This is a genomic window from Gammaproteobacteria bacterium (assembly GCA_040183005.1).
In the GTDB taxonomy this organism is placed as follows: domain Bacteria; phylum Pseudomonadota; class Gammaproteobacteria.
On sequence record JAMPIW010000007.1, the window covers coordinates 1308247 to 1328809 of the forward strand.

Consider the following 20563-nt stretch of genomic DNA (forward strand, 5'->3'; position numbering starts at 1 on the left):
TTAGTAGAGCCTAACGCACCCCATTAGACTGATATTATGGGGTTTTGTTGCCGGTTTTTCAATTCTATCGGCAAGTTATCGATCAGGCGCGTCTTTCCCAGCCTGGCTGCTGCAAGAATCATCAAGGCGTGGTCCGCCACGGATGCAGGCATCAGATCCTCCGCGCGGCGCACGCTGACGTAGTCAGGATGGAAACCTGCGGCGGTCAACGCTTGCCCAGCCTCTGACTCGATCGCCGTATAGTTGACCTCGCCGCCCTGAATCCGCTCTTTCGCCTGACATAGCACCCGGTAGATCTGGGGGGCGCGCGCCCTTTCCTCGGCGGAGAGGTAGCTGTTGCGTGAGCTCATGGCTAGCCCATCGGGCTCGCGCACGGTCGGCACGCCAACAACCGTGACGGGCAGACACAGATCCGCCACCATACGCCGGATTACCAGCAGCTGCTGGTAATCCTTTTCACCAAACAGCGCCATATCGGGCTGGACGATATTAAATAACGTATTGACCACGGTGGCGACGCCGGTAAAGTGGCCGGGGCGAGACGCGCCGCACAGGATATCCGAGATTCCTGGCACCTCTACCCGCGTGGCACCGGCAACTCCCCTGGGATAGATCTCACCAGACTCGGGCACAAACAAAAGGTGTGCACCATTTTCGGCCAGTTTGATGCTGTCTTCGGATAATGTGCGGGGATAGGACGCAAAATCTTCATTTTCTCCAAACTGCATGGGATTCACGAATATGCTCACTACCACGCGGTCAGCGCGGTGCCTGGCCTGATTGACCAGATGGATATGCCCCGCATGGAGGTTGCCCATGGTGGGCACAAAGGCAATACGCTCGTCCTGGCCACGCCACAGACGAACCATGCTACGCACATCGGCAATAGCGCGAACGGTATGCATCAGTTAAAGGTGTGCTCTGGCGCGGGGAAGATGCCATTTTTGACGGCGTGCGCGTAAGCTGCGATGGCGGCCTGCGGGGTATGATTGCCCTGCATGAAATTCTTGGAAAACTTGGGCCGTTTACCCAGCGTAATGCCCAACATGTCATACAGCACCAGCACTTGAGCATCACAGCCCGACCCCGCGCCGATGCCGATCACTGGGATTTCGCTTGCGAGGGTGATTTCCGCTGCCAGGGCAGCGGGCACGCATTCCAGCAGCAGCATATCGGCGCCTGCGGCCTGTAATGCACGAGCGTCGTCACGCATTACTTGCGCGGCGGAGGCTTCGCGCCCCTGCACCCGGTAGCCGCCCAGCTTATGTACTGATTGCGGCTGGAGTCCCAGGTGGGCGCACACTGGAATGCCGCGTTCGGTAAGCTGACACACGATGTCGGCTTGCACAGCGCCCCCCTCCAGCTTGACCATATGCGCCCCGCCTTCCTGCATCAAACGTGCAGCGTTGCGCAATGCCTGCTCCGGCGTGGCGTAGCTCATGAATGGCATGTCCACCATCAGCAGTGCGCGGCTGCAGCCACGTGTCACACAACGACTGTGATAAACAATGTCATCGACCGTCACCGGTAGAGTGGTCTCGCGCCCCTGCACCACCATACCCAGCGAGTCTCCCACCAGAATCACCTCAACGCCTGCGTCATCTATTAGACGCGCAAAGCTGGCGTCATAGGCGGTCAGGCAGGCGAATTTTTCACCCGCGCGCCTCATATCGCGCAGAGTGTTAAGGGTGACGTGGGGTAGAGGCTGGGCATTCATGACGTCATCTCCAAAAATATTCAGGCAGGGGCCACGAGCCTGTTGGCGTTTCTTCGCGGCTCTAAACAGCAAAAGGCAGGGGATTAAGGTAATGGCGCCCGCCCCGAGGGGTGCGCACATGCTCTACCAGTGCATTGTAATCCTTGTCGTTTTCTGCAAAATTGGCGGTAGCGGCGTTGACGATCAGGAGCGGCGCGGCGGCATAGTTGTGGAAAAACCGCGCATAGGCTTCCGCCAGGCGTTGCAAGTAAGCGGACTCGATCAGCCTTTCATAGCCGAGACCACGTTTGGCGACACGCGCCAGCAACACTTCCACTGGCGCCTGGAGGTAGATCACCAGGTCCGGCGGGGGGATATCCAGCGTCAATTGCCGGTACACCTGTTCATAGAGGCGCAACTCATCGTCGTCCAGGGTGAGTTGGGCGAACAGGTAATCCTTCTCCATCAAGAAATCCGCTACCCGCCCCGGCTGGGAGGTTTCCGGCAGCAATAGCGATTGGCGCAGCTCCTGCATCTGGCGTGTGCGCTGCAGCAGGAAGTACAACTGGGTTTGCAGGGCTGCCTGACGTGGGTTTTGGTAAAAACGCTCAAGAAAGGGGTTGGACGCGGCATCCTCCAGCAGCAGCTCGCTACCGAAGGTCTCCGCCAGGCGCTTCACGAGACTGGTCTTACCCACCCCTATCGGCCCCTCGACGACGATATAGCCAGGCTGGCCGCGCGTCACGCCAGCACCTCACAAGATAGCGTATCATGCGCCCGGCACGCGGCCATCAATTGCCGTACGCCGCCAAACCCTGGAATCTCCAGGTCGGGGGCGATTTCGCACAGGGGATACAGCACAAAGCTGCGCTCCGCCAGCCGTGGATGGGGCACCGTCAATTCTTCACTCTCCAAACGCATATCTCCGTACAGTAATAAATCCAAATCAAGGGTGCGCGGCCCCCACTGCTCGGAACCGCGCACACGGCCGTGAATGCGCTCAATCCCTTGCAGTTCCGACAACAACTGCTGTGCCGACAGATGAGTGTCGAGCATGGCTACGGCGTTGATGTAATCCGGCTGGCCGGCCTGCCCCAGCGGCGCACTGCGATACAGCGACGAATGCCGCACACAGCGGGTTTCGGGGATGTCGTTCAATGCGGCAAGCGCAGCCTTCACCTGCCGCACTGGATCATTGAGGTTGCTACCCAGCCCTATATAGGCCCGAATCACAAGCCCATCACCCTGCCGCTGCGCCAGCCGGTTTGCGACGCTTGCGTGGGCGGCGGCGTTTTTTGGCGGGCGCGCGAGTTTCCGCATCTATCGCCGCCACTGGCACGTGCCGTTCGTCGGCCGCTCCCGGCATCCTCGGCAACCGCTCCTTGCGTTGCTCTACCTCCTGCATCCGTGCAGTCGTGCCTCCCGCAGCACTAGCACGTCCGTGTGCGTCGGCTGCTCCCAGCATCCTGCCTCCCGCAGCACTAGCACGTCCCTGTGCGTCGGCATTCACTTCCTGAAACTTTGTCCACCACTCGCACAAGTCCAGGACATCCTCGCCCGACTCGCCTCTCAAGAGAAGGAAGTCATAAGCTGCGCGAAAACGGGGGTGGGTAAGCAAACTAAAGGGGCGTTTGCCGTTGATCTGGGTGAAACGGGGCTGCATGGTCCAGATTTCGCGCATTGGCAGACTGAAACGTTTAGGCAAGGCTATGCGCTGCACCTGGCGCATGACCACCACATCACCCGCTTCCTGAATGGCCTGGATTTCGCTCTCCCCTCCCGCCTGCAACGGCTCGGCCTGGCGGCGCATCGGGCCCCACAGCAGGGCCGCGAATAAAAATGCCGGGGTCACGGGTTTTCCGGCGGCAACACGCGCATCGGTATTGGCCAGGGCGCGCGCCACCAATTCAGAGGGGAAGCCTTCCCGCTCCTGCGCAAGATCATCCTCGGTCTGCGGGAATAAATGCTCGAACAGGCGATAATGACGCAGCAGTTCGAAGGTTTCCAAGGCACAGCCGCCCATGAACAATTTGAGCACTTCTTCATAGAGGCGGGCGGAGGGGATATCCTCCAGCAGATAGCCCAGATCAAACAGCGGATCCTCGGTGTCGGGGTGGATGCGGAAACCCAGCTTGGCGGCAAAGCGCACCGCACGCAGCATGCGCACCGGGTCTTCGCGGTAACGCTGCACGGGATCGCCGATCAAGCGTATCCAGCCTGCCTTGAGGTCTTCCAGACCGCCGGTATAATCCACCACGGAAAAGTCGGCGATATTGTAATACAGGGCATTGATGGTGAAATCACGGCGCCAAGCGTCTTCTTCGAGCGTGCCGTAGACGTTGTCGCGCATGATGCGCCCGCTTTCGGTATGCAGGTCTTCGCCCCTTTTTGCACTGCGGGCCTCACCTTCTTCTGCGCTGGGCACATTGGCACGGAACGTAGCCACTTCAACAACATCACGCCCGACACGCACGTGGGCCAGCCGGAAGCGGCGCCCGATGAGATGACAACTGCGGAACTGCTCTTGCACTTCCTCGGGATGCGCATCGGTGGCGATATCGAAATCCTTGGGTTCGCGACCCAGCAGCATGTCACGTACACCGCCGCCGACCAGGTAGGCCTTATAGCCGGCGTCCTTCAGGCGGTAAAGCACCTTGACTGCGCTGTCGCTGATATTGGTGCGCGAGATGGAATGTTCGGCGCGAGGTATGACTCTGGGCGTGCTTATGGTTTTCCCTGCCTTTTTTAACCTGTCATTAAAAGAATCTTGAGCATTCATAATTAGCGCGTATAATACCACTTCTTTTTGCACACTGCTCCCTTCGTCTAGAGGCCTAGGACGCCGCCCTCTCACGGCAGCAACAGGGGTTCGAATCCCCTAGGGAGCGCCACAATTTTGCATCCGCTGTTGGCGGGTGTACTGGCATAGGCAGCCATGCCCATCTCCGACACCAAGCCTACCAATAATCGCGTCACCCAGTTGCGTGACGAAATCAATCATCACAACTACCGTTACTACGTCCTCGACGCCCCCATCATCTCCGATGCCGAATATGACCGTCTGTTGCGCGAATTGCAACGGCTTGAGGCAGAACACCCCGATCTGATCACTCCTGGTTCCCCCACCCAGCGCGTGGGGGCGAAGCCGCTGGAATTCCTCGGCGAGGTACACCATGGCATTCCCATGACCTCACTGGACAACGCCTTCGACGAAGCGGAAGTCCGGGACTGGGGCCGGCGCGTGCGCCAAGGGCTTGAAACATCCGAAGCCGTGCGCTACACCGCCGAACCTAAATTCGACGGCGCCTCGCTCAGCTTGCGCTATGAAAACGGCCTACTGGTGCGGGCGGGGACACGCGGTGACGGAACGAAGGGCGAGGACGTGACAGCCAATGCACGCACCATAAAGAGCGTGCCGCTGTGCTTGCTCGGCAAAGGCTGGCCGGCGGTACTGGAAGTGCGAGGTGAGGTGGTCATCCCCAAGCGCGACTTCGAACGTCTCAACGAAGAACGCTTGGCGCGAAGTGAAAATATCTTTGCCAACCCGCGCAATGCCGCCGCTGGCAGTCTGCGTCAACTCGATCCACGCATCACTGCCGGTCGCCCTTTGAGTTTCTTTCCGTGGGGGCTGGGCGAGGTTTCGGAACTGCCTGCGCCGCGTTATTCGCAGATCGTAAAACACCTCAAGGAATGGGGCTTCCCCGTCACTGAATTCTTCCGTGCCGTACACGGTATTGAAGAGTGTCTGGCTTATTACCAGGAAATAACCGCGCGCCGTAACGATCTGCCCTTTGAAGTGGATGGGGTGGTCTACAAGGTGGATGAGCTTGCCGCTCGCGATACCCTCGGCTTTACCGCCCGTGCGCCACGCTGGGGCATCGCCCACAAATTCCCCGCCCAGGAAGAGACCACTGTCGTCGAGGACATCCTCGCTTCGGTAGGCCGCACCGGAGTCATCACCCCGGTTGCGATGCTGCACCCAGTCGAGGTCGGCGGTGTGACCGTGAGCCGTGCCACGCTGCACAACGAGGATGAGTTGCGGCGCAAGGATATCCATATCGGCGACACCGTCATCGTGCGCCGCGCGGGGGATGTAATCCCCGAGGTGGTGGGCGTGATCGCGGAAAAGCGTCCCAAGCACGCCAGTGTATGGCATATGCCCAAGACATGCCCGATGTGCGGCTCAGAGGTGGTGCGCCTGGAAAACGAGTCTGCACACCACTGCATAGGCGGACTTTACTGCCCAGCGCAACGCATGGGCGCGATCCTCCATTTCGCCTCGCGCCACGCCATGGACATTGATGGCCTGGGCGACAAACTGGTGGCGCAACTGGTGGAGAAAGGGCAGGTAAAGACCGTGGCCGACCTCTATCACCTCACCAAAGAGGCGCTCGTGGCGCTGGAGCGCATGGGGGACAAGTCGGCAGACAATCTGCTCGCCGCCATCGAAAAATCCAAACGCACTACCCTGCCCCGCTTTCTCTACGCCTTGGGCATCAGTCAAGTCGGCGAGGTGACCGCAAAGCAGCTTGCCCGTTACTTTGGCGGCCTCGAACCACTTATTAACGCCTCTATAGATGAGCTGCAGGCCGTTCCCGATGTCGGCCCGGTGGTCGCCGCGAGCATTCATCATTTCTTCGCTCAACCGCATAACCGGGAGGTCATCGACGCCTTGCTCTATGCCGGCATCCACTGGCCACAGGAGGAGATCAGCCGTGCCTATACGCCGCTCTCCGGCAAGACCTTTGTCCTCACCGGCACGCTGGACAGCATGAGCCGCGATGAGTCAAAGGTGCGCATCGAGGCGCTGGGTGGCAAAGTGAGCGGCAGCGTCTCGCGCAAGACCAGTTACGTTGTTGTGGGGGCCGAAGCCGGCTCCAAGGCGGACAAGGCACGGGAACTAGGCGTGACGATGCTTGCGGAACAGGAATTTTTAGCGCTGCTGGAAGGGGCCTGATGGCTACGCGTTCCTCCCTGGCCGCTGGCGTCTCACGCCGCGAAGTCTGGGCGTGGGCGATGTACGACTTCGCCAATTCGGGCTATACCACAGTCGTCATCACCGCCATCTTCAACGCCTATTTCGTCTCGGTGGTGGCGGGCAACCAGGATTGGGCGACGTTTGCCTGGACGGCGGCGCTGGCGATCTCATACTTCCTGGTCATGCTGACAGCGCCAGTGCTGGGCGCCTATGCGGACGCCTACGCCGCCAAGAAACAACTGCTGCTTTTTACCACTGCAGGTTGCGTGCTGGGCACCGCAGGACTTGCCTTGGCCGGCCCCGGCAACCTGGCGCTCGCCATCGTATTCATCGTGCTTTCCAACTTCTTTTTCGGCAGCGGCGAAAATCTCATCGCCGCCTTTCTTCCCGAGCTGGCGCGCAGCCGCAGCCTGGGCAAGGTATCCGGCTGGGGCTGGAGCCTGGGCTATATGGGCGGCCTGGTAAGCCTGGGGTTATCGCTGGCCTATGTAAGCTGGGCGCAAGCGCGTGGCGACCAGGCATCTTCATTTGTGCCCGTGACCATGCTGATCACCGCCGGGCTGTTTGCCCTGTCCAGCCTGCCAACATTCCTGTTCCTGCGCGAACGAGCCATCCCCCAGCCACACCCTCCGGGCCGCAACCTGATTGGCGAGGCATTCACCCGCCTCGGCGCCACCATCAAACACGCGCGCCGTTACCGTGACCTGCGACGCTTTTTGATATGCACGGTATTTTACTCGGCAGGCATCAATACGGTTATCACCCTCGCCGCGATATACGCCCAGCAGGTAATGCACTTTGACACCCAACAGACCTTGCTGCTGGTCATGGTGGTCAACGTCACCGCCGCCGGCGGGGCCTTTCTGTTTGGCTACATCCAGGACCGCCTCGGCCACGTCCCCACGCTTGCCCTGACCCTGCTGGGCTGGCTCGTGATGATTGCGCTGGCGTGGACGGCACAGGGGCCGGGCATGTTCTGGGCCGCCGCCAACGTAGCCGGGTTGTGCATGGGCGCCAGCCAATCGGCGGGCCGCGCCCTAGTGGGGCTGCTCGCCCCCGCCGCACGCCACGCCGAATTTTTCGGTCTGTGGGGTTTGGCAGTCAAACTCTCTGCCATCTTTGGCCCGATCACCTATGGCCTGGTAAGCTGGCTATCCGGTGGAGACCACCGCCTCGCCATGCTCATCACCGGCAGCTATTTCGTGCTGGGATTGTTGATCCTGGCTGGAGTCGATGTAAAGCGTGGGCGGCGCGCGGCGTTGCGTAAGTAGTATCGCCATCGCCCCCCATTAAATTCGCTAAACAACAGGGTCCATCAATCACCAACATGGGGATGCGCCATATTAAAGCGATTATTTCTATCTGCTGCCCTCTCAGGCGCCAAGCCTGCACTCGCTTAATTAGCGCCCTACGAGCATTCAACTCACCTCGCCCGTTAAGGAGGAAGATGGGTCATGCTTAATGTGTTCCTGAAGATCAATTGGGTATGGATGCAGTATGATGTGATGAAGCGAAGGGGGCAAGCTCATGCACAAAAACGTGCCTGACTCCCTTTGCCCTGATTGTAATTTGCCTCCAACTCAAGTACTTTGCGTGAGCCTACCATGGGCAACTTATTGCTTTTTAATTTTCCTAAATCATAAAACTGGAGGGTTCAACCGTGAAATCAAAGCTAGCAATTATTGCTGTGGCATCCATATTTTCCATCTCCGCACAGGCAGAGAATATCTACGCGACTTATGCAGGATCTCAGTTGGGCGTGACTGAGCGTACCCAAGCATTGGTTCAGACGGGATTTTTCAGTACAGGTGTGACAGCTAGCGGTATTGCCCTGGGGGTGAACAATGATCTGTACATCTCGGCAGGCAACCATCTTATCAACTACAACATCAATGGCACACTGATCAACAACATGACGTTTCCGGATTCGGCCATTAATTACACTGACGTTGCCGTTGGTGGCGGCAACGTTCTGGCTTCCTACAACGGCTCGCAAATGGGTTTTACGGTTCGCGACTACAGTTTGAATCAGCTGAACGCCGTGACGACTGGCTTCAACATCAGCGGCATTGCAGCAGGCGATAGTGGCCATGTCTACTTGGCTTCCGGAAACCATTTGTATGATTACATGACAAATGGCACGCTGGTCACCAACATGACTTTCCCTGATGCCGCCATCAACTATACCGATATTGACTACAGCAATAACATGCTCGTCGCCTCCTATACCGGTTCGCAACAAGGTGTGACCTTACGTAACTTGGCACTGAACCAAACTAGCTTCTTTGGTGTGACTTTCAATATTGACAGCTTGGCGCTGGGCAATAACAACGATGTTTTTCTCGCATCGGGCAACAACCTGTACAACTACACGTTAGGTGGCACTTTGATCACCAGCATGACCTTTCCGGATGCGGGCATTCGCTACACCGGGATTGACGTGACACCCGTACCCGAAGCGGAATCATACGCGATGATGCTGGTCGGCCTGGGGTTGATGGGCTTCATGGCACGGCGCAGGAAAAGCAGCGTTTCATCACAAGCTTCCGCCTGACAACTGAAGTAGTACTATTTATAACCCCCCGTGTTCACTGCGGGGGGTTATTTTTCTAGCGGAAGCGATAGTACCGCCGTGCTCGAACAAATGGGGCCGGGCATGATTACCTCATGCTATCCTGCAAACCTGCCCATCTTTCTCCGTGAACATCCATGGTCCGTTTCCCCCCAGAGCAGATCACCAGCAGATCAGGACACCCATAATTTATTGGGGGCCAGCCAATAGGCGGGCCGCGCCCTGGTGGGGCTGCTCGCCCCCGCCGCGCGCCACGCCGATTTTTTCGGCCTGTGGGGTTTGGCGGTGAAACTCTCCGCCATCTTTGGCCCGATCACCTATGGCTTGGTAAGCTGGCTATCCAGTGGAGACCACCGCCTCGCCATGCTCATCACCGGCGGCTATTTCGTGCTGGGATTGTTGATCCTCGCGGGCGTCGATGTAAAGCGTGGGCGACGCGCGGCTTTGCGTAAGTAGCACCCCAGGCACCTTTAAAAAGCGCTTGAACCGCCAAGCAGGTCAATGTAAACAACACTTCTTGTATTTCTTACCACTTCCACAGGGACAGGGGTCATTTCGTCCGACTTTGGGCTGTTCCCGCACGTAGGTCTCAACCGGCATAAACTCTTCATCGTCAAACAAAAAACTGTCCTCGCCGGCGATATCTTCTTCCGCCCAGCGGCGCTGGCGCTGCGCGATGGCCTCGGGGTCATAAAAGGACCAGGGATCGGGAAAGCGCTCCCATTCAGGGGCGTCACCGGTTTGAAAAGCGTCAGCTATGTCATCGAGATTAAAGTCCATATACAGCAATCCGGCCTGTTGCTGCCTGAGCACCAGCGATTCCAGCAATGACCTGTGCCGTTCACGCGGAAAATTCAAGAGCATCGCTCCCATTCGGTAGCGTGTATCGTCATCTTCGGTTTCGTCGGCAGCAATGGCAGCAACAACCCCGTCCAGCGCCTCTTCCAGAGCCTCACTGCCTGATGCCGCGGCGGCCTCCAGGACACACTCCGTAGCAAAGCTACGGGGATACCAGCCCAAGGTGCGGTCTTCGGCGATGCGGCGCAAGGCAGGGGCAGCAGCTTCGCGCTTGTTCCTGAACAGGGCCGGCCAGTAAGCAGACACCCAGTCCCACAGATCATCATCCGGCAGATCCGGCATGCGTTTGAAAAGGCCCAGCAGCGGGACGGCGGCGCGGGGGTCGTCGATGGCGCCCAGAATGAAGATACAGTGCAGCAAGGCCCACCACCGGTCACCTGCAACATCCGGCTCCCAGTGTTGATCATCAGCAAGATAAGCCGTCAGGAACAGCAGCATGTCCGCGCCACGCCGCACGCATTCATCGACCACCACGCGCGGCAGACGATCGCCCATGGTAAGGACGAATAACATCAAGCCTTCTTCCGGGATTTCTCGCAGTTCGTCCTCGGTAAAATCAAATTCCACATCCTGCCCTGCAAAATCATCCTCTTCGTCTAGCAAACCTTTTTCAAATACCCGGCCTGCCATATTATTGATGATAGCCCCCGTAAGCCCACGAATTTCAGCAAGAAAGCCAGCATCAGTGAAGGACACGTCCTTGCTGAACAAGAGCGGCCCATAACGCTCCGGGTCAGCGATGACATTGATGCTCAACAACAGTTTGGCGAGATCAAGATCGTCACTGGTCATGTCCTCCCAGTCCTCGCTTGCCAATGCACAGGCTTGAACAAAGCCTTGGCACCAAAGATCCATCCTGGGCAGGGTATCACCACCGCGCAGCTCTGTTGCCGCCTGGGGCTCGAATGTCCCCTTGATCAAATCCTCCACAATGTCATCGGACACCTGCATCGCAAGATCGATAATTTCATCAGGAATATCTGCCTCATCGGGCAAACCCAGGGCCAGCGGCAACCAGGGCTGGTCAATCACCTCATATGGAACCATGGCCATTCCCGTCAGGAAGCCGTGCATCGTGGAAAAATCCAAGGCGTCCGGATAAATCCCGGCAACGGCGCGCAATTGTTGAAAGGGCGTGGGGTGTGCAAGTGATGAATTCATGAGTTGGTTCCTATTGGTGATTTTGACAGCCCTGCGGAGTTCGGGGGAGCTGACATCATTTTGTCACGTAAATACCCATATCACCCTAACGATCCTCGCGCGTATGCCACAGCGGCAGCACATAAATGGTAGATTCCTGAATTTCGTAGCGCCCGACGAGAATTCGACGTACCTCGCGCGCCTCGAATTCTTCGAGCCTTTCGCCGATGCGCGGGTTCGCCAACAGGCTTGCTGGTGCGGCGGCAAGCGACCGCACAGTGTGAGCAGCAGCTCCCCTGTTCACCAGAGCCAGAAATTCATATAGCCGCGCCAGATCGGATAACGCTTTGCTCGTCCACTTCAATTCCATTAGCGCGGTATCGGCAACGGGGCGTCAGTGCTGAGGCTATCGGCCCACGCCTGCACGGCCTGATGGTCGATGACGCGCCCAGCATCCACATCGGCCAATGCTACTCGCGTCAGACGGCTACGTTCCTCTTCCTGCTCGATCCAGTCCGACAGCGCCTGCTTCATGATCCAGCCACGCGAACGCTCAAGGCGAGTGGCCATCTGATCGACTTTCTCGGCCAGCGGCAATGGAACGTGGGCGGTAAGCACCTTGGTTTCTGTTTGCGCCATGACTGATCTCCTGATAGCTGTCGATTATTTTTGAATAATAATGATTTAATCAAGCGGGTGCATCATTTTAGGTAAGTTTGACGGAAGGGAAATTAAAGCAACGCCGTGCTTATGTAATGAAAGATTGATCTAGATCAAAGAAGTGCTGTCAGACGTGTGTTATTTGTTAAGTCAAGGTCGAGAAGACAGGCGGTCGGTCATATAGAGTGAACAGTATCACGTGGCACCGTAGGCAGGGGTGGCGGCGACAACAAAGAGGAGCAGGGCCATGTTTGATGCGTTACTGAAGACCAAATCGAATACGGATAGGGGCCGTGCAGTGGAGCGGCAAGGGATAGGTTTGTTCATTGAATCGTGTCCGACCCCATTAATACTAATTTTATATATATTAAGAGGGGCGCGTTCAAAATGTTCTATCGACAAATTCTATCCACGGCAATCGCCTTGAGTTCACTGTTGTTGGCAAATTCCCCAGCCAATGCCACTGCCTATGTTTTGATGGATTTTGATGGCAACGCCGCTTTTCCGAGCCTGACCTATCAATCCAACACCGCCGGGTTGGCGAGTTTCACCGGCAGCGCCTTCGGGCTCAATGCGGCCCAGCGCGACACAGTAGCCAACAACATCATGTCGCTCGTATCCCAAGATTACGCGTCTTACGACATATCCTTCGTGACAAATACCGGTGGCCTTGCCTCCTGGTACACATGGGGAATCGACGATAGCGCGTATGTATTTTCACAGAACAATTACAGCAATCCGCCAGGCGTGCCATATCCGGCCATCAATCCCGCCTTGCCGTGCCCGGCTACTGAAACCGGTTGCAGCAGATTATTCGGCAAAGCAGGCGCGGTCAATGCCAACGACCAGTTCGGCAATTCAATATTTAACCCCACCTTTGCCAGAACATGGGCAGGTAGTTTTGCGTTGGGAGCGGGAAGCGCTGACCCTTCGTCGCCATCTCTTTTGAACGCGACCGTTGCCGAGATCTCACAGGCGCTGGGCAACAGCGCTGCTCATGAGATCGCCCATTTGTTCGGCGTGGGTCACCCTGGAGCGTGTGCCGCCCCTTGTTTCGATTTGATGTGGGTCAACAATGAAGGCATCGAAGCCGCACGCAACAAGTCCTTCACCGCAGGTGATCAGGCCATATTGCTTGCGGCGCTTGGCCCCCACACCACGGTTCCCGAACCCGCGTCATTGGCACTGGTGGGGCTGGGTCTCGCCGGTCTGGCCGTTGCCCGCCGTCGCAGGACTGCCTAAGAGCGCCGACGGGCGCTTGGTGACATTCACATCGGTCGCCAGCAACTTGGCGGAGGGGGACACGAATGGTACGGTACAGAGGATGTTTTTGTGCATCAATGCAGCGCCGACCCGTCCGCCCTCATCACCGGCAAATCCAGCCTCCAGAATGCGCAGATCGACGGGTTGACGTTGACGCAGACCGCTGGCGCCACCTGCGCCCCGGTGATTACCCGCCCCACCGCGTTTCCGTTAGGTGTGGGGGCTATTCCGGGGAGCGGCACGGTGACCATCGACTTCACCAGCTGTGCCAATACAGCACGGTTTAGCGCCCTCACAGGTGTCGGCCTGCGCTCGCTTACGCGTCGCTTTCCCTGGCAGGCGCCAAAGAACTACCTGATGGCCACCCGTGCGCTGTTCGAGGCGGCGACGGCTATAAAAACGCCTTTCTCGAAGGGCCTATTCCTGATCACCCTGGTCGGTGGGTTGCTGCTATCACCCGGCTGGGCAGAGGCCGGACACCACCACCCGGGTGAGTGTGGACAGCGCCGGGGGGCAGAGAAAAGACAAAAGACAAGGAAAAAGGAAAAGACAAGGACACCCATAATTTATTTTGAACCATTGGCCCTTTGCGACAGCCGTTTTGTCATGCGTTAGGCGCCAGTGTTCGACCCCATTAATTCTACTTTGTCACATTTCATTCCCGTGCCGCCATTGACCGCCTGACGCACGATTCCTGGGCCGACTGGCGCATGCGGTGGCGCCTGTTGATCACATCGGCAATTGCCTCGGCGGTCTGCGACCGACGCGGCAACAGCTGAGCCATGGCGGTGACGAGGTCATTGAGCGACAGCATCGGCCAGCGCTGTCGGGCCACCCGCTTCTGCTTGACCAGAAACAAGGTGCCCAGCATCACCAGCGCCATGTGATGGTGCCACGCATCCCAGCGGCGCACCTGGTAGTCTGCCAATCCGCATTCGGTCTTGGCCTCCCGGAAGCTGTGCTCGATGAAGTAGCGCTGCGCCTGGAGGCGGGCCAGTGCTTCCAGTGGCGTATCGTCGGAGGCATTGGACAGGCAATAGCGCGAAACGGTGCCGGCGCCCACCTCCCGTCGCACCAGCAGGTGCCAGCGACGCGACTGCGCCTCGCGCCCATCCCATACCCAGACATGGGCGTGCAGGTACTCTGCCGCCAGCTTGCCTCGCTCGCCTTGGCGCACCGTCAACTTGCGCCACGCCGTCGCCGGCTGGGCAGCGGCCCAGTCGTCGACCCGCACGGCGGATGTCTGCGCTACCGCCTGGCGGGGGCGGCGCCCCCACCCGAACCGCTCCGGCACCACTGGCGCCGGGTCTTGCTCATACACACGCTGATCGCAATGCACGTCGGCCATGAAACGATGGCTGCGCCCGTCAAGCTCGCGCAGGAAGGTCGGTTCCTTGCCATAGCCACCGCCCACCGCAATCGCGCCAAAACGCACGCCCCGGCGCACCGCCGTGTCCACCATTTCCAGCACCAGCTCCGACTTGCTGCGATAGCGGCGCTCTGCCTCCGGGATCGCCGCCTTCTGGCCCCCTGTGTCAGGCTAGTTGTCGCCTCTAAATTTTAATTTTCTAAAATAGAGGCGACGATGAAAATAACGTATTCTGAGGCATTTATAGAACAAGCACTGGTCAAGGTATTTTCTCGTGGAGATCGGACAGTCCGGTCGGTGGCGGAAGACCTGAGCGTTAGTTTCCATACTTTAAAGAATTGGATGAAAAGGAAATCGATGGGCAAGCTCAGTGTATCGGTGACAAAAGAGAAACGGCCCCAGGACTGGAGTACGGAGGAGCAACTGGTGGCATTGCATGAAACCCATGGCTTGTCAGGCGAGACCTTGCATGCGTGGTGTCGTGAAAAAGGTTTATTTGCCCATCATCTGACAAGCTGGAAAACGGCTTTTTGTACCGAGGTGAAAGCGGTACCAGGCACCCGTGAATTTCGGACATTGAAAGATGAAAATGAGAAACTCAAGCGTGAGTTAGTGCGAAAAGAGAAGGCATTGGCGGAGGCGGCAGCCTTGCTGATCCTGCAAAAAAAGTTCCGCGCACTCTGGGAGGACGAGGTCAAATGACCTCCCTCGCAGAGCGCGGCCAAGTCATGGCACTGGTGGCGGAAGCAATCGCTGCAGGTGCGCACCAGGATCGCGCCTGTGCGGCGATCTCTCTGGGCGAACGCACTTTGCAACGCTGGCAGCTCGACCCATTACGCGGCGATCAGCGACCCATGCGGTTGCAGGCGCCCAAAAACAAGCTCAGTGTGCTGGAACGCGAACGCCTGCTGGCAGTCGTAAATTCAGACGAATTTGGGGATCTTCCGCTAGGTCAAATCGTTCCACGGCTGGCCGACCGTGGGCAATATATCGCTTCCGAGTCAACCATTTACCGCGCTCTGAGAGAAGAAAATCAGCTCAGGCATCGTGGCGCAGAACGACCCGCGCAACAGCGCCACAAGCCGCGTGCGCTCTGTGCAACGGCGCCCAATGCGTTATTTAGCTGGGACATCACTTATCTGCGAACGCAGGTGAAGGGAATCTATTTTTATCTGTATTTGTTCATGGATATTTTTAGCCGAAAAATCGTTGGCTGGCAGATCTATGATGCAGAAAGTAGTGACTTGGCAAGCGAAGTTATGCGCGATATTTGCAAGCGGGAAAACATCGCACTGAATCAGGTGGTGTTGCATTCTGACAATGGCAGCCCGATGAAAGGCGCCACGATGCTGGCCACCCTGCAAGCGCTGGGCGTGATGCCATCGTTCAGTCGCCCGGCGGTCAGCAACGACAATCCTTTTTCGGAGTCGCTATTCAAGACGTTGAAATACCGGCCAGTCTATCCCCTCCGACCGTTTGAAAGTCTCATTGCCGCCAGGCAGTGGGTCAGCATGTTTGTTCATTGGTACAACCATGAACATCGTCACAGTGCCATCAGATTCGTTACCCCCGCAGAGCGCCATGCGGGCCTGGACACTGCGTTGCTACAGAAGCGCGTCGACGTCTATGAAGCAGCGAAGAAAAGACATCCAGAGCGTTGGAGTGGCGTTACTCGAAACTGGCAGCCAGTCCGCGTTGTTCACTTGAATCCCGATCAACAAGTCGCCGAAAAACCCGATCCAAAGGAGGAAAATTTAGAACTCAAAAAGGCAGCATAAATTCAAGCATTCAGGCGACAACTAGCTTGACAACTACCGCTGGCAGCGGGCCGCATCCGTCACCCACCGTTGCGGTAGATACAACCGGCCGTCGATCAGGCTCGCGTGTTCGCCCCGGCATAAGGCCGCAAACACCCCCACCTGACAGTTATCTACCTTGCCCAGCCGGCCGTTTCACTGTCGCGCTACACCCGCCGACGACTCGCCTTTATTGGCGATGGCGCTCTCATCGAGAATCAGCACCGAGGACTCTCCCCCCAGCAGATCATCGGTCTCCTTGGCGAGCGCATCGCCCAAACCCTCCCAATCAACACTCGCCTCGGTCAGCATGTGCGGCATCGTCTGATGGTCGGTGGCAATTGGCCTCGTTGATCCTCAGCATGTTGGCTCGCTCAGACTGGAATAAACCGCGCACGTAACCCTGGAAGGCTTGCCAGGACGTTGCGTGTACGCGAGACAAAAACGAGGAGTAGCCCTCCAAATGCGCATCAAGGGCGCGAGGGAGGCGTTGAAGGACGGCTTCGAGACAGGAGGAGATATTTTCACGTCGACATCGTTATTTACCATTATTAAACAATTGGTTATTGAATAATTCCTGCGCGTCGTTGGCCAGCCTTCTAATTTGACAAAGTAGAATTAAACTCAATGCATTATTGCCTTGACTGTGGGATCCACTATATTACGCGTGCTTTTTCCGTGAGCTGCCAGTACGGTCTGTATTATTTCGAGCAAACAGCGCGTATGCGACTGATATCTGTATGGCCTTGCACCACTTTCTCTATTCCATCCTGTTTAAGACTGCGCATACCTTCATCAAGAGCAATAGCGGTGACCTGCGGCACTGACAGATGATCGACAATGGCTTTCTTTATCGCATCACTTGCAATAAGCAATTCGTGAATGCCCAGACGCCCTCGATATCCAGTATTGTCACATTTTTCGCAACCAACAGCTCGACACAAGTGATGCTTGCCGTCCTCCGTTGCATAACGCATTTTCCACTCATTCAGCACTTGAACTATGCATTCCTTCTTACTTTCATTTTTAGCAAGATTTTCGCAATATTCTTCGGACAGACCATACATTTCCTGGTCGTCCGGAATATATGTCTGTTTGCAATCGCTACATAAGCGCTTTGTCAGGCGTTGAGCCAAGATGCCCAGCAAGGCATCAGAGAAGTTGAAAGGATCCATGCCTATGTCGAGCAGACGTACAATGCTCTCTGGCGCACTATTCGTATGTAATGTTGAAAACACCAAGTGACCCGTGAGTGAGGCTTCGATGCCTGCACTGGCAGTCTCCTCGTCACGCATTTCACCCACCATAATGACATCTGGATCAGCGCGTAAAAATGCGCGGAGAGCCACAGCAAAGGTAAGGCCGATTTTTGGCAATACCTGCATTTGGCGCAACCCCTTTTGAGTGATTTCAACCGGGTCTTCAGCAGTCCAGATCTTCCTCTCCGGCGTATTGAGATGCCCTAATATGGAATGCAGCGTTGTTGTTTTACCAGACCCTGTTGGCCCGCACACCAAAAAAAGTCCGTGAGGTTTGTCGATAGTCTTAAGCAGGCTCAGCCTATTCGAATCGGTGAGGCCTAGATTTTCCAATGGCACAGGTTCGCTACTGGAAAGAATTCGCATAACGACGTCTTCCATTCCACCGGCGGTCGGGAGTGTCGCAACTCGCAACTCGATTTTAAGTGGCCCAAATTTTTTAAAATCAATCTTTCCATCCTGGGGTTTTCGTCGCTCAGATATATCCAGCTGTGCCATAATTTTGATGCGTGAAATCAGTGCGTTACGGTACTGCGCGGGTAATTCATGATAATTTATAAGTGTGCCATCCTTGCGAAATCGGATGCGCACTTTGCCTTTGCCCGGGTAGGGTTCGATATGGATATCGGAAGCATTTCGATCGAAGGCATCTACAATTACCTTATTGATAAGTTTGACCACCACATTATCAGCCAGAGCCTGCGCTTCAGACGACATCGATTTGTCTTCTTCTTCGTTTATCTCTGCCGCAGCAAGCTCATCCAACGACGCATCATCAATCTGTGACGGGTAATAAAATTTTATAGCCCACTTGATATCTGTAGCGTTAGCGATAACCGCTTCGGCAAACAGCTTGGTCTGAAAGCGCAGGTCATCCAAAATCTTGGTATTGAGGGGATTTTCAATTGCAACAACCAGGTTTCCCTTATGTATCGCAATGGGAACAATAGTGTATTTGTCCGCAAAATCACGTGGAACGGAACCAAGCACATTAGGCGCAATTTTGTATTCGCGCAGATTCACCATGGGAATACCGAGCTTCTTGGCTAGTGCTTGTTGCACATCAATAGCTGTGATCAGCCCCTGCTGAATCAAAATCTCACCCAACGGTACGCTTCGATTTGTTTTCTGATGCTCCAGAGCACCGTCAATCTGCTCCTGAGTCACCAATCCTTCCATGAGCAGGATTTCTCCCAGGCGCAGGCTTGGCATGGTCTTTTGATGATTCAAAGCGCGTATCAGATCTTCTTCCGTGCTTACTATGGCTATAGACTTTTCTGCATTAGCCATCCGCAGATGAGATGCTTGCTGCTTGCCGTTTTTTGAGCTTATGATGCTGTTCAGTGAGAATGCTGTGTAGGTGTAGCGATCTTTACCCTCTTTCACAAAAATGTGCAGACAGTACTCATCCTTGTACGAAGCAAACATCTCTCCCCCAAAAATCGCGCCATCCTGACACTCAATTTCGAAATTTTTCGGCTCAAGATAGGGTTTAACATTCTTATCGAGAATGGAGGGCAACGCGCTTTCCCACAAACGAGGCTCGGGAAAACTGAACATTTTTATCTGACGCAGGTTAAGAACGCTTTCTGAACCCTGCCCATCTGGGAGTAGAGTAATTTCACCTTCCTCGCGAGCCAAGTAGGATATGAATTTCCCGCTGACTTTTTTTCCGCTTGTCAGGTTAATAATTACATCCGCACCTACCTTCATAATATTATATGGCGCAGAAGCCGCATTAAATACGGGCAACTTTCCACTCGAACTTAACATGACACGTTCAATTCCCTATAGCCCCTAGCAATAGCAGGTAATCCACAATGTTCCAAATATTACCTAGGGTAATTAGACATAATAGAGGCATCAACCGATTGGTGACTTTTTCGACCTCTCCATTGGCCTTATCGGCATGATGAGAGGAAATCTTAGAAAATCGCATGTAAGTGAATTACGGCTTTTCTATAGTGATTTAAGCTATACCCTATCTCAGGGACGGGGGAAGAAAGACTGTAAACGCTCCACAAACCCCAACCTATTCAGGTTGTCATTTCGCTGGTTAAAGCCAGCGCATGCAAATTCCACGGCAACAGTGCTTCCATTTCTTCCACCGTCCTGGCGGCGGGCAAGTCACGCATGACGCGGCGCAACCAGGCGTAGGGTTCCTGGCCATTGGCCTTGGCCGTCTGCAGCAGCGAGTAAATAATAGCACTGGCGTTGGCACCGGCAGGCGTGTCGCTAAACAGCCAAAGAACAGAAAACAGCCAAGAACAGAAGACCAGACGATGCCGCCGTGCTCACGTGTATGAGTTATGTCGACCTCAATCCAATTCGTGCGAGCATGGCCCAAACGCCGGAAGAATCCGATTTCACGAGCATTCAACAACGCATTTGTAGCCTGCAACCACAACCTGCCTCGGCTCCCAAAGAAGCAGCGCCGCCTGTGTCACCGGAGACCACCAGCGTTCAACCGCCCTTGATGCCTTTGGTCAAAAGCCAATCAAGACGAACACGTGCATCGCCTAGGCTACACCGAACGCGACCACTTAGAATTAGTCGACTGGGCAGGTCGGGCTGTCCGATCTGACAAGCGTGGCGCAATTCCTGGCCATATTCCGCCAATCTTAAACCGACTCGGGCTTGATCCGGGACGTTATCTCCACTACATGAGCGGGAAATCCAAGCTCACCCACCATCTAACGGCAATTGGTCCGCTTGATCAACTGCAAGCCCTGGCAAAGAAAATGGGGCAATCCTTCTTGAAGAATGGGCTAGCCCGACAGCTGTATTGTGCCAGCGTGTAACGCGCGCGGGACAAATGGGGTCAGACACTCATGGCACTCGCTTAAGCAATCGCTGATCATAAATGAGGTCACGCGCGACTTGACGTGTCACGGTTAACAGCGGAAGGTTCTTGGGTCGTCGCTTCTTCGCAATACGCAATACTTACGGCTGACTGGAGGACTCTTACCTCC

At 56.1% G+C, this 20563-nt stretch carries 16 protein-coding genes, 1 tRNA gene and 4 pseudogenes; 8 read left to right on the plus strand and 13 right to left on the minus strand.

All coding sequences use genetic code 11. The features are described from left to right. Positions 1-23: 23 nt before the first annotated feature. From panC to pcnB, 5 genes are all read right to left on the minus strand, one after another. Positions 24-905, minus strand: coding sequence for a pantoate--beta-alanine ligase (gene panC, locus M3A44_12115; GenBank protein ID MEQ6342364.1), 882 nt, complete (start codon positions 903-905; stop codon positions 24-26). Further along, positions 905-1717: a 3-methyl-2-oxobutanoate hydroxymethyltransferase gene (panB, locus tag M3A44_12120; protein ID MEQ6342365.1), complete on the minus strand. Its 813-nt coding sequence runs from the start codon at positions 1715-1717 to the stop codon at positions 905-907. The genes panC and panB overlap by 1 nt, the downstream gene beginning before the upstream one ends. Positions 1718-1778: 61 nt before the next feature. Beyond that, positions 1779-2441, minus strand: a complete 663-nt coding sequence (locus M3A44_12125; protein MEQ6342366.1) for a deoxynucleoside kinase — start codon at positions 2439-2441, stop codon at positions 1779-1781. Further along, on the minus strand, positions 2438-3016 hold the full coding sequence (folK, locus tag M3A44_12130) for a 2-amino-4-hydroxy-6-hydroxymethyldihydropteridine diphosphokinase (protein ID MEQ6342367.1): 579 nt from the start codon (positions 3014-3016) through the stop codon (positions 2438-2440). Before folK ends, M3A44_12125 begins: the two co-directional genes overlap by 4 nt. Continuing rightward, positions 2937-4475 (minus strand): polynucleotide adenylyltransferase PcnB, encoded by a 1539-nt coding sequence (gene pcnB, locus M3A44_12135; protein MEQ6342368.1) that lies wholly within the window; start codon positions 4473-4475, stop codon positions 2937-2939. Before pcnB ends, folK begins: the two co-directional genes overlap by 80 nt. Positions 4476-4511: 36 nt before the next feature. Between pcnB and M3A44_12140 the strand changes: the two genes are divergently transcribed. The 5 genes and pseudogenes from M3A44_12140 to M3A44_12160 all read left to right on the plus strand — a co-directional run bounded on the left by M3A44_12140 (position 4512) and on the right by M3A44_12160 (position 9702). Beyond that, positions 4512-4587 (plus strand) — tRNA-Glu (locus tag M3A44_12140). A gap of 44 nt (positions 4588-4631) precedes the next feature. Continuing rightward, a complete protein-coding gene (ligA, locus tag M3A44_12145) occupies positions 4632-6653 on the plus strand; it encodes an NAD-dependent DNA ligase LigA (GenBank protein ID MEQ6342369.1) in 2022 nt (673 codons plus the stop codon). After that, positions 6653-7945: an MFS transporter gene (locus M3A44_12150; protein ID MEQ6342370.1), complete on the plus strand. Its 1293-nt coding sequence runs from the start codon at positions 6653-6655 to the stop codon at positions 7943-7945. Before ligA ends, M3A44_12150 begins: the two co-directional genes overlap by 1 nt. A gap of 389 nt (positions 7946-8334) precedes the next feature. Next, positions 8335-9228, plus strand: coding sequence for an FxDxF family PEP-CTERM protein (locus M3A44_12155; protein MEQ6342371.1), 894 nt, complete (start codon positions 8335-8337; stop codon positions 9226-9228). A 210-nt stretch (positions 9229-9438) separates the two neighbouring features. Next, positions 9439-9702 (plus strand): annotated as a pseudogene (locus M3A44_12160) (MFS transporter). A 42-nt stretch (positions 9703-9744) separates the two neighbouring features. Here M3A44_12160 and M3A44_12165 read toward each other — a convergent pair. The 4 genes and pseudogenes from M3A44_12165 to M3A44_12180 form a co-directional block, all read right to left on the minus strand. Next, positions 9745-9840, minus strand: a pseudogene (locus M3A44_12165) (SEC-C metal-binding domain-containing protein). A 1050-nt stretch (positions 9841-10890) separates the two neighbouring features. Next, positions 10891-11151: pseudogene (locus tag M3A44_12170) on the minus strand (UPF0149 family protein). 199 nt (positions 11152-11350) lie between these two features. Further along, the gene (locus M3A44_12175; GenBank protein MEQ6342372.1) at positions 11351-11614 is read right to left on the minus strand and encodes a type II toxin-antitoxin system RelE/ParE family toxin; all 264 of its coding nucleotides are present in this window, start codon (positions 11612-11614) and stop codon (positions 11351-11353) included. Continuing rightward, entirely contained in the window at positions 11614-11883 is a 270-nt protein-coding gene (locus M3A44_12180) for a ribbon-helix-helix domain-containing protein (protein ID MEQ6342373.1), read from the minus strand. Before M3A44_12180 ends, M3A44_12175 begins: the two co-directional genes overlap by 1 nt. Before the next feature lie 354 nt (positions 11884-12237). Between M3A44_12180 and M3A44_12185 the strand changes: the two genes are divergently transcribed. Continuing rightward, a complete protein-coding gene (locus M3A44_12185) occupies positions 12238-13146 on the plus strand; it encodes a PEP-CTERM sorting domain-containing protein (GenBank protein ID MEQ6342374.1) in 909 nt (302 codons plus the stop codon). Positions 13147-13236: 90 nt separating this feature from the next. Beyond that, the gene (locus tag M3A44_12190; protein ID MEQ6342375.1) at positions 13237-13782 is read left to right on the plus strand and encodes a hypothetical protein; all 546 of its coding nucleotides are present in this window, start codon (positions 13237-13239) and stop codon (positions 13780-13782) included. Positions 13783-13822: 40 nt separating this feature from the next. Here M3A44_12190 and M3A44_12195 read toward each other — a convergent pair whose 3' ends face one another. After that, on the minus strand, positions 13823-14638 hold the full coding sequence (locus M3A44_12195; protein ID MEQ6342376.1) for a transposase: 816 nt from the start codon (positions 14636-14638) through the stop codon (positions 13823-13825). Between the two features lie 114 nt (positions 14639-14752). Between M3A44_12195 and M3A44_12200 the strand changes: the two genes are divergently transcribed. Next, positions 14753-16314 (plus strand): IS3 family transposase gene (locus M3A44_12200; GenBank protein ID MEQ6342377.1). Its coding sequence is split into 2 segments (ribosomal slippage): positions 14753-15206 and positions 15206-16314, totalling 1563 coding nucleotides; the frame shifts between segments, so codons are not numbered across the junction. Between the two features lie 174 nt (positions 16315-16488). Here M3A44_12200 and M3A44_12205 read toward each other — a convergent pair. From M3A44_12205 to M3A44_12215, 3 genes and pseudogenes are all read right to left on the minus strand, one after another. Continuing rightward, on the minus strand, positions 16489-16644 hold the full coding sequence (locus M3A44_12205) for a transposase (GenBank protein MEQ6342378.1): 156 nt from the start codon (positions 16642-16644) through the stop codon (positions 16489-16491). A gap of 389 nt (positions 16645-17033) precedes the next feature. Continuing rightward, positions 17034-18881, minus strand: a complete 1848-nt coding sequence (gene tadA / locus M3A44_12210; protein MEQ6342379.1) for a Flp pilus assembly complex ATPase component TadA — start codon at positions 18879-18881, stop codon at positions 17034-17036. A gap of 746 nt (positions 18882-19627) precedes the next feature. Beyond that, a pseudogene (locus M3A44_12215) lies at positions 19628-19837 on the minus strand (transposase domain-containing protein). Positions 19838-20563: the final 726 nt, after the last annotated feature.

Bases quoted from the DNA above. Each gene is read 5' to 3' on its own strand.
- M3A44_12180 (MEQ6342373.1), bottom strand. From the start codon at position 11,883: ATGGCGCAAACAGAAACCAAGGTGCTTACCGCCCACGTTCCATTGCCG.
- pcnB (MEQ6342368.1), bottom strand. From the start codon at position 4,475: ATGAATGCTCAAGATTCTTTTAATGACAGGTTAAAAAAGGCAGGGAAA.
- M3A44_12150 (MEQ6342370.1), top strand. From the start codon at position 6,653: ATGGCTACGCGTTCCTCCCTGGCCGCTGGCGTCTCACGCCGCGAAGTC.
- ligA (MEQ6342369.1), top strand. From the start codon at position 4,632: ATGCCCATCTCCGACACCAAGCCTACCAATAATCGCGTCACCCAGTTG.
- M3A44_12205 (MEQ6342378.1), bottom strand. From the start codon at position 16,644: ATGCTGACCGAGGCGAGTGTTGATTGGGAGGGTTTGGGCGATGCGCTC.
- panB (MEQ6342365.1), bottom strand. From the start codon at position 1,717: ATGAATGCCCAGCCTCTACCCCACGTCACCCTTAACACTCTGCGCGAT.
- folK (MEQ6342367.1), bottom strand. From the start codon at position 3,016: ATGCGGAAACTCGCGCGCCCGCCAAAAAACGCCGCCGCCCACGCAAGC.
- M3A44_12175 (MEQ6342372.1), bottom strand. From the start codon at position 11,614: ATGGAATTGAAGTGGACGAGCAAAGCGTTATCCGATCTGGCGCGGCTA.
- panC (MEQ6342364.1), bottom strand. From the start codon at position 905: ATGCATACCGTTCGCGCTATTGCCGATGTGCGTAGCATGGTTCGTCTG.
- tadA (MEQ6342379.1), bottom strand. From the start codon at position 18,881: ATGGCTAATGCAGAAAAGTCTATAGCCATAGTAAGCACGGAAGAAGAT.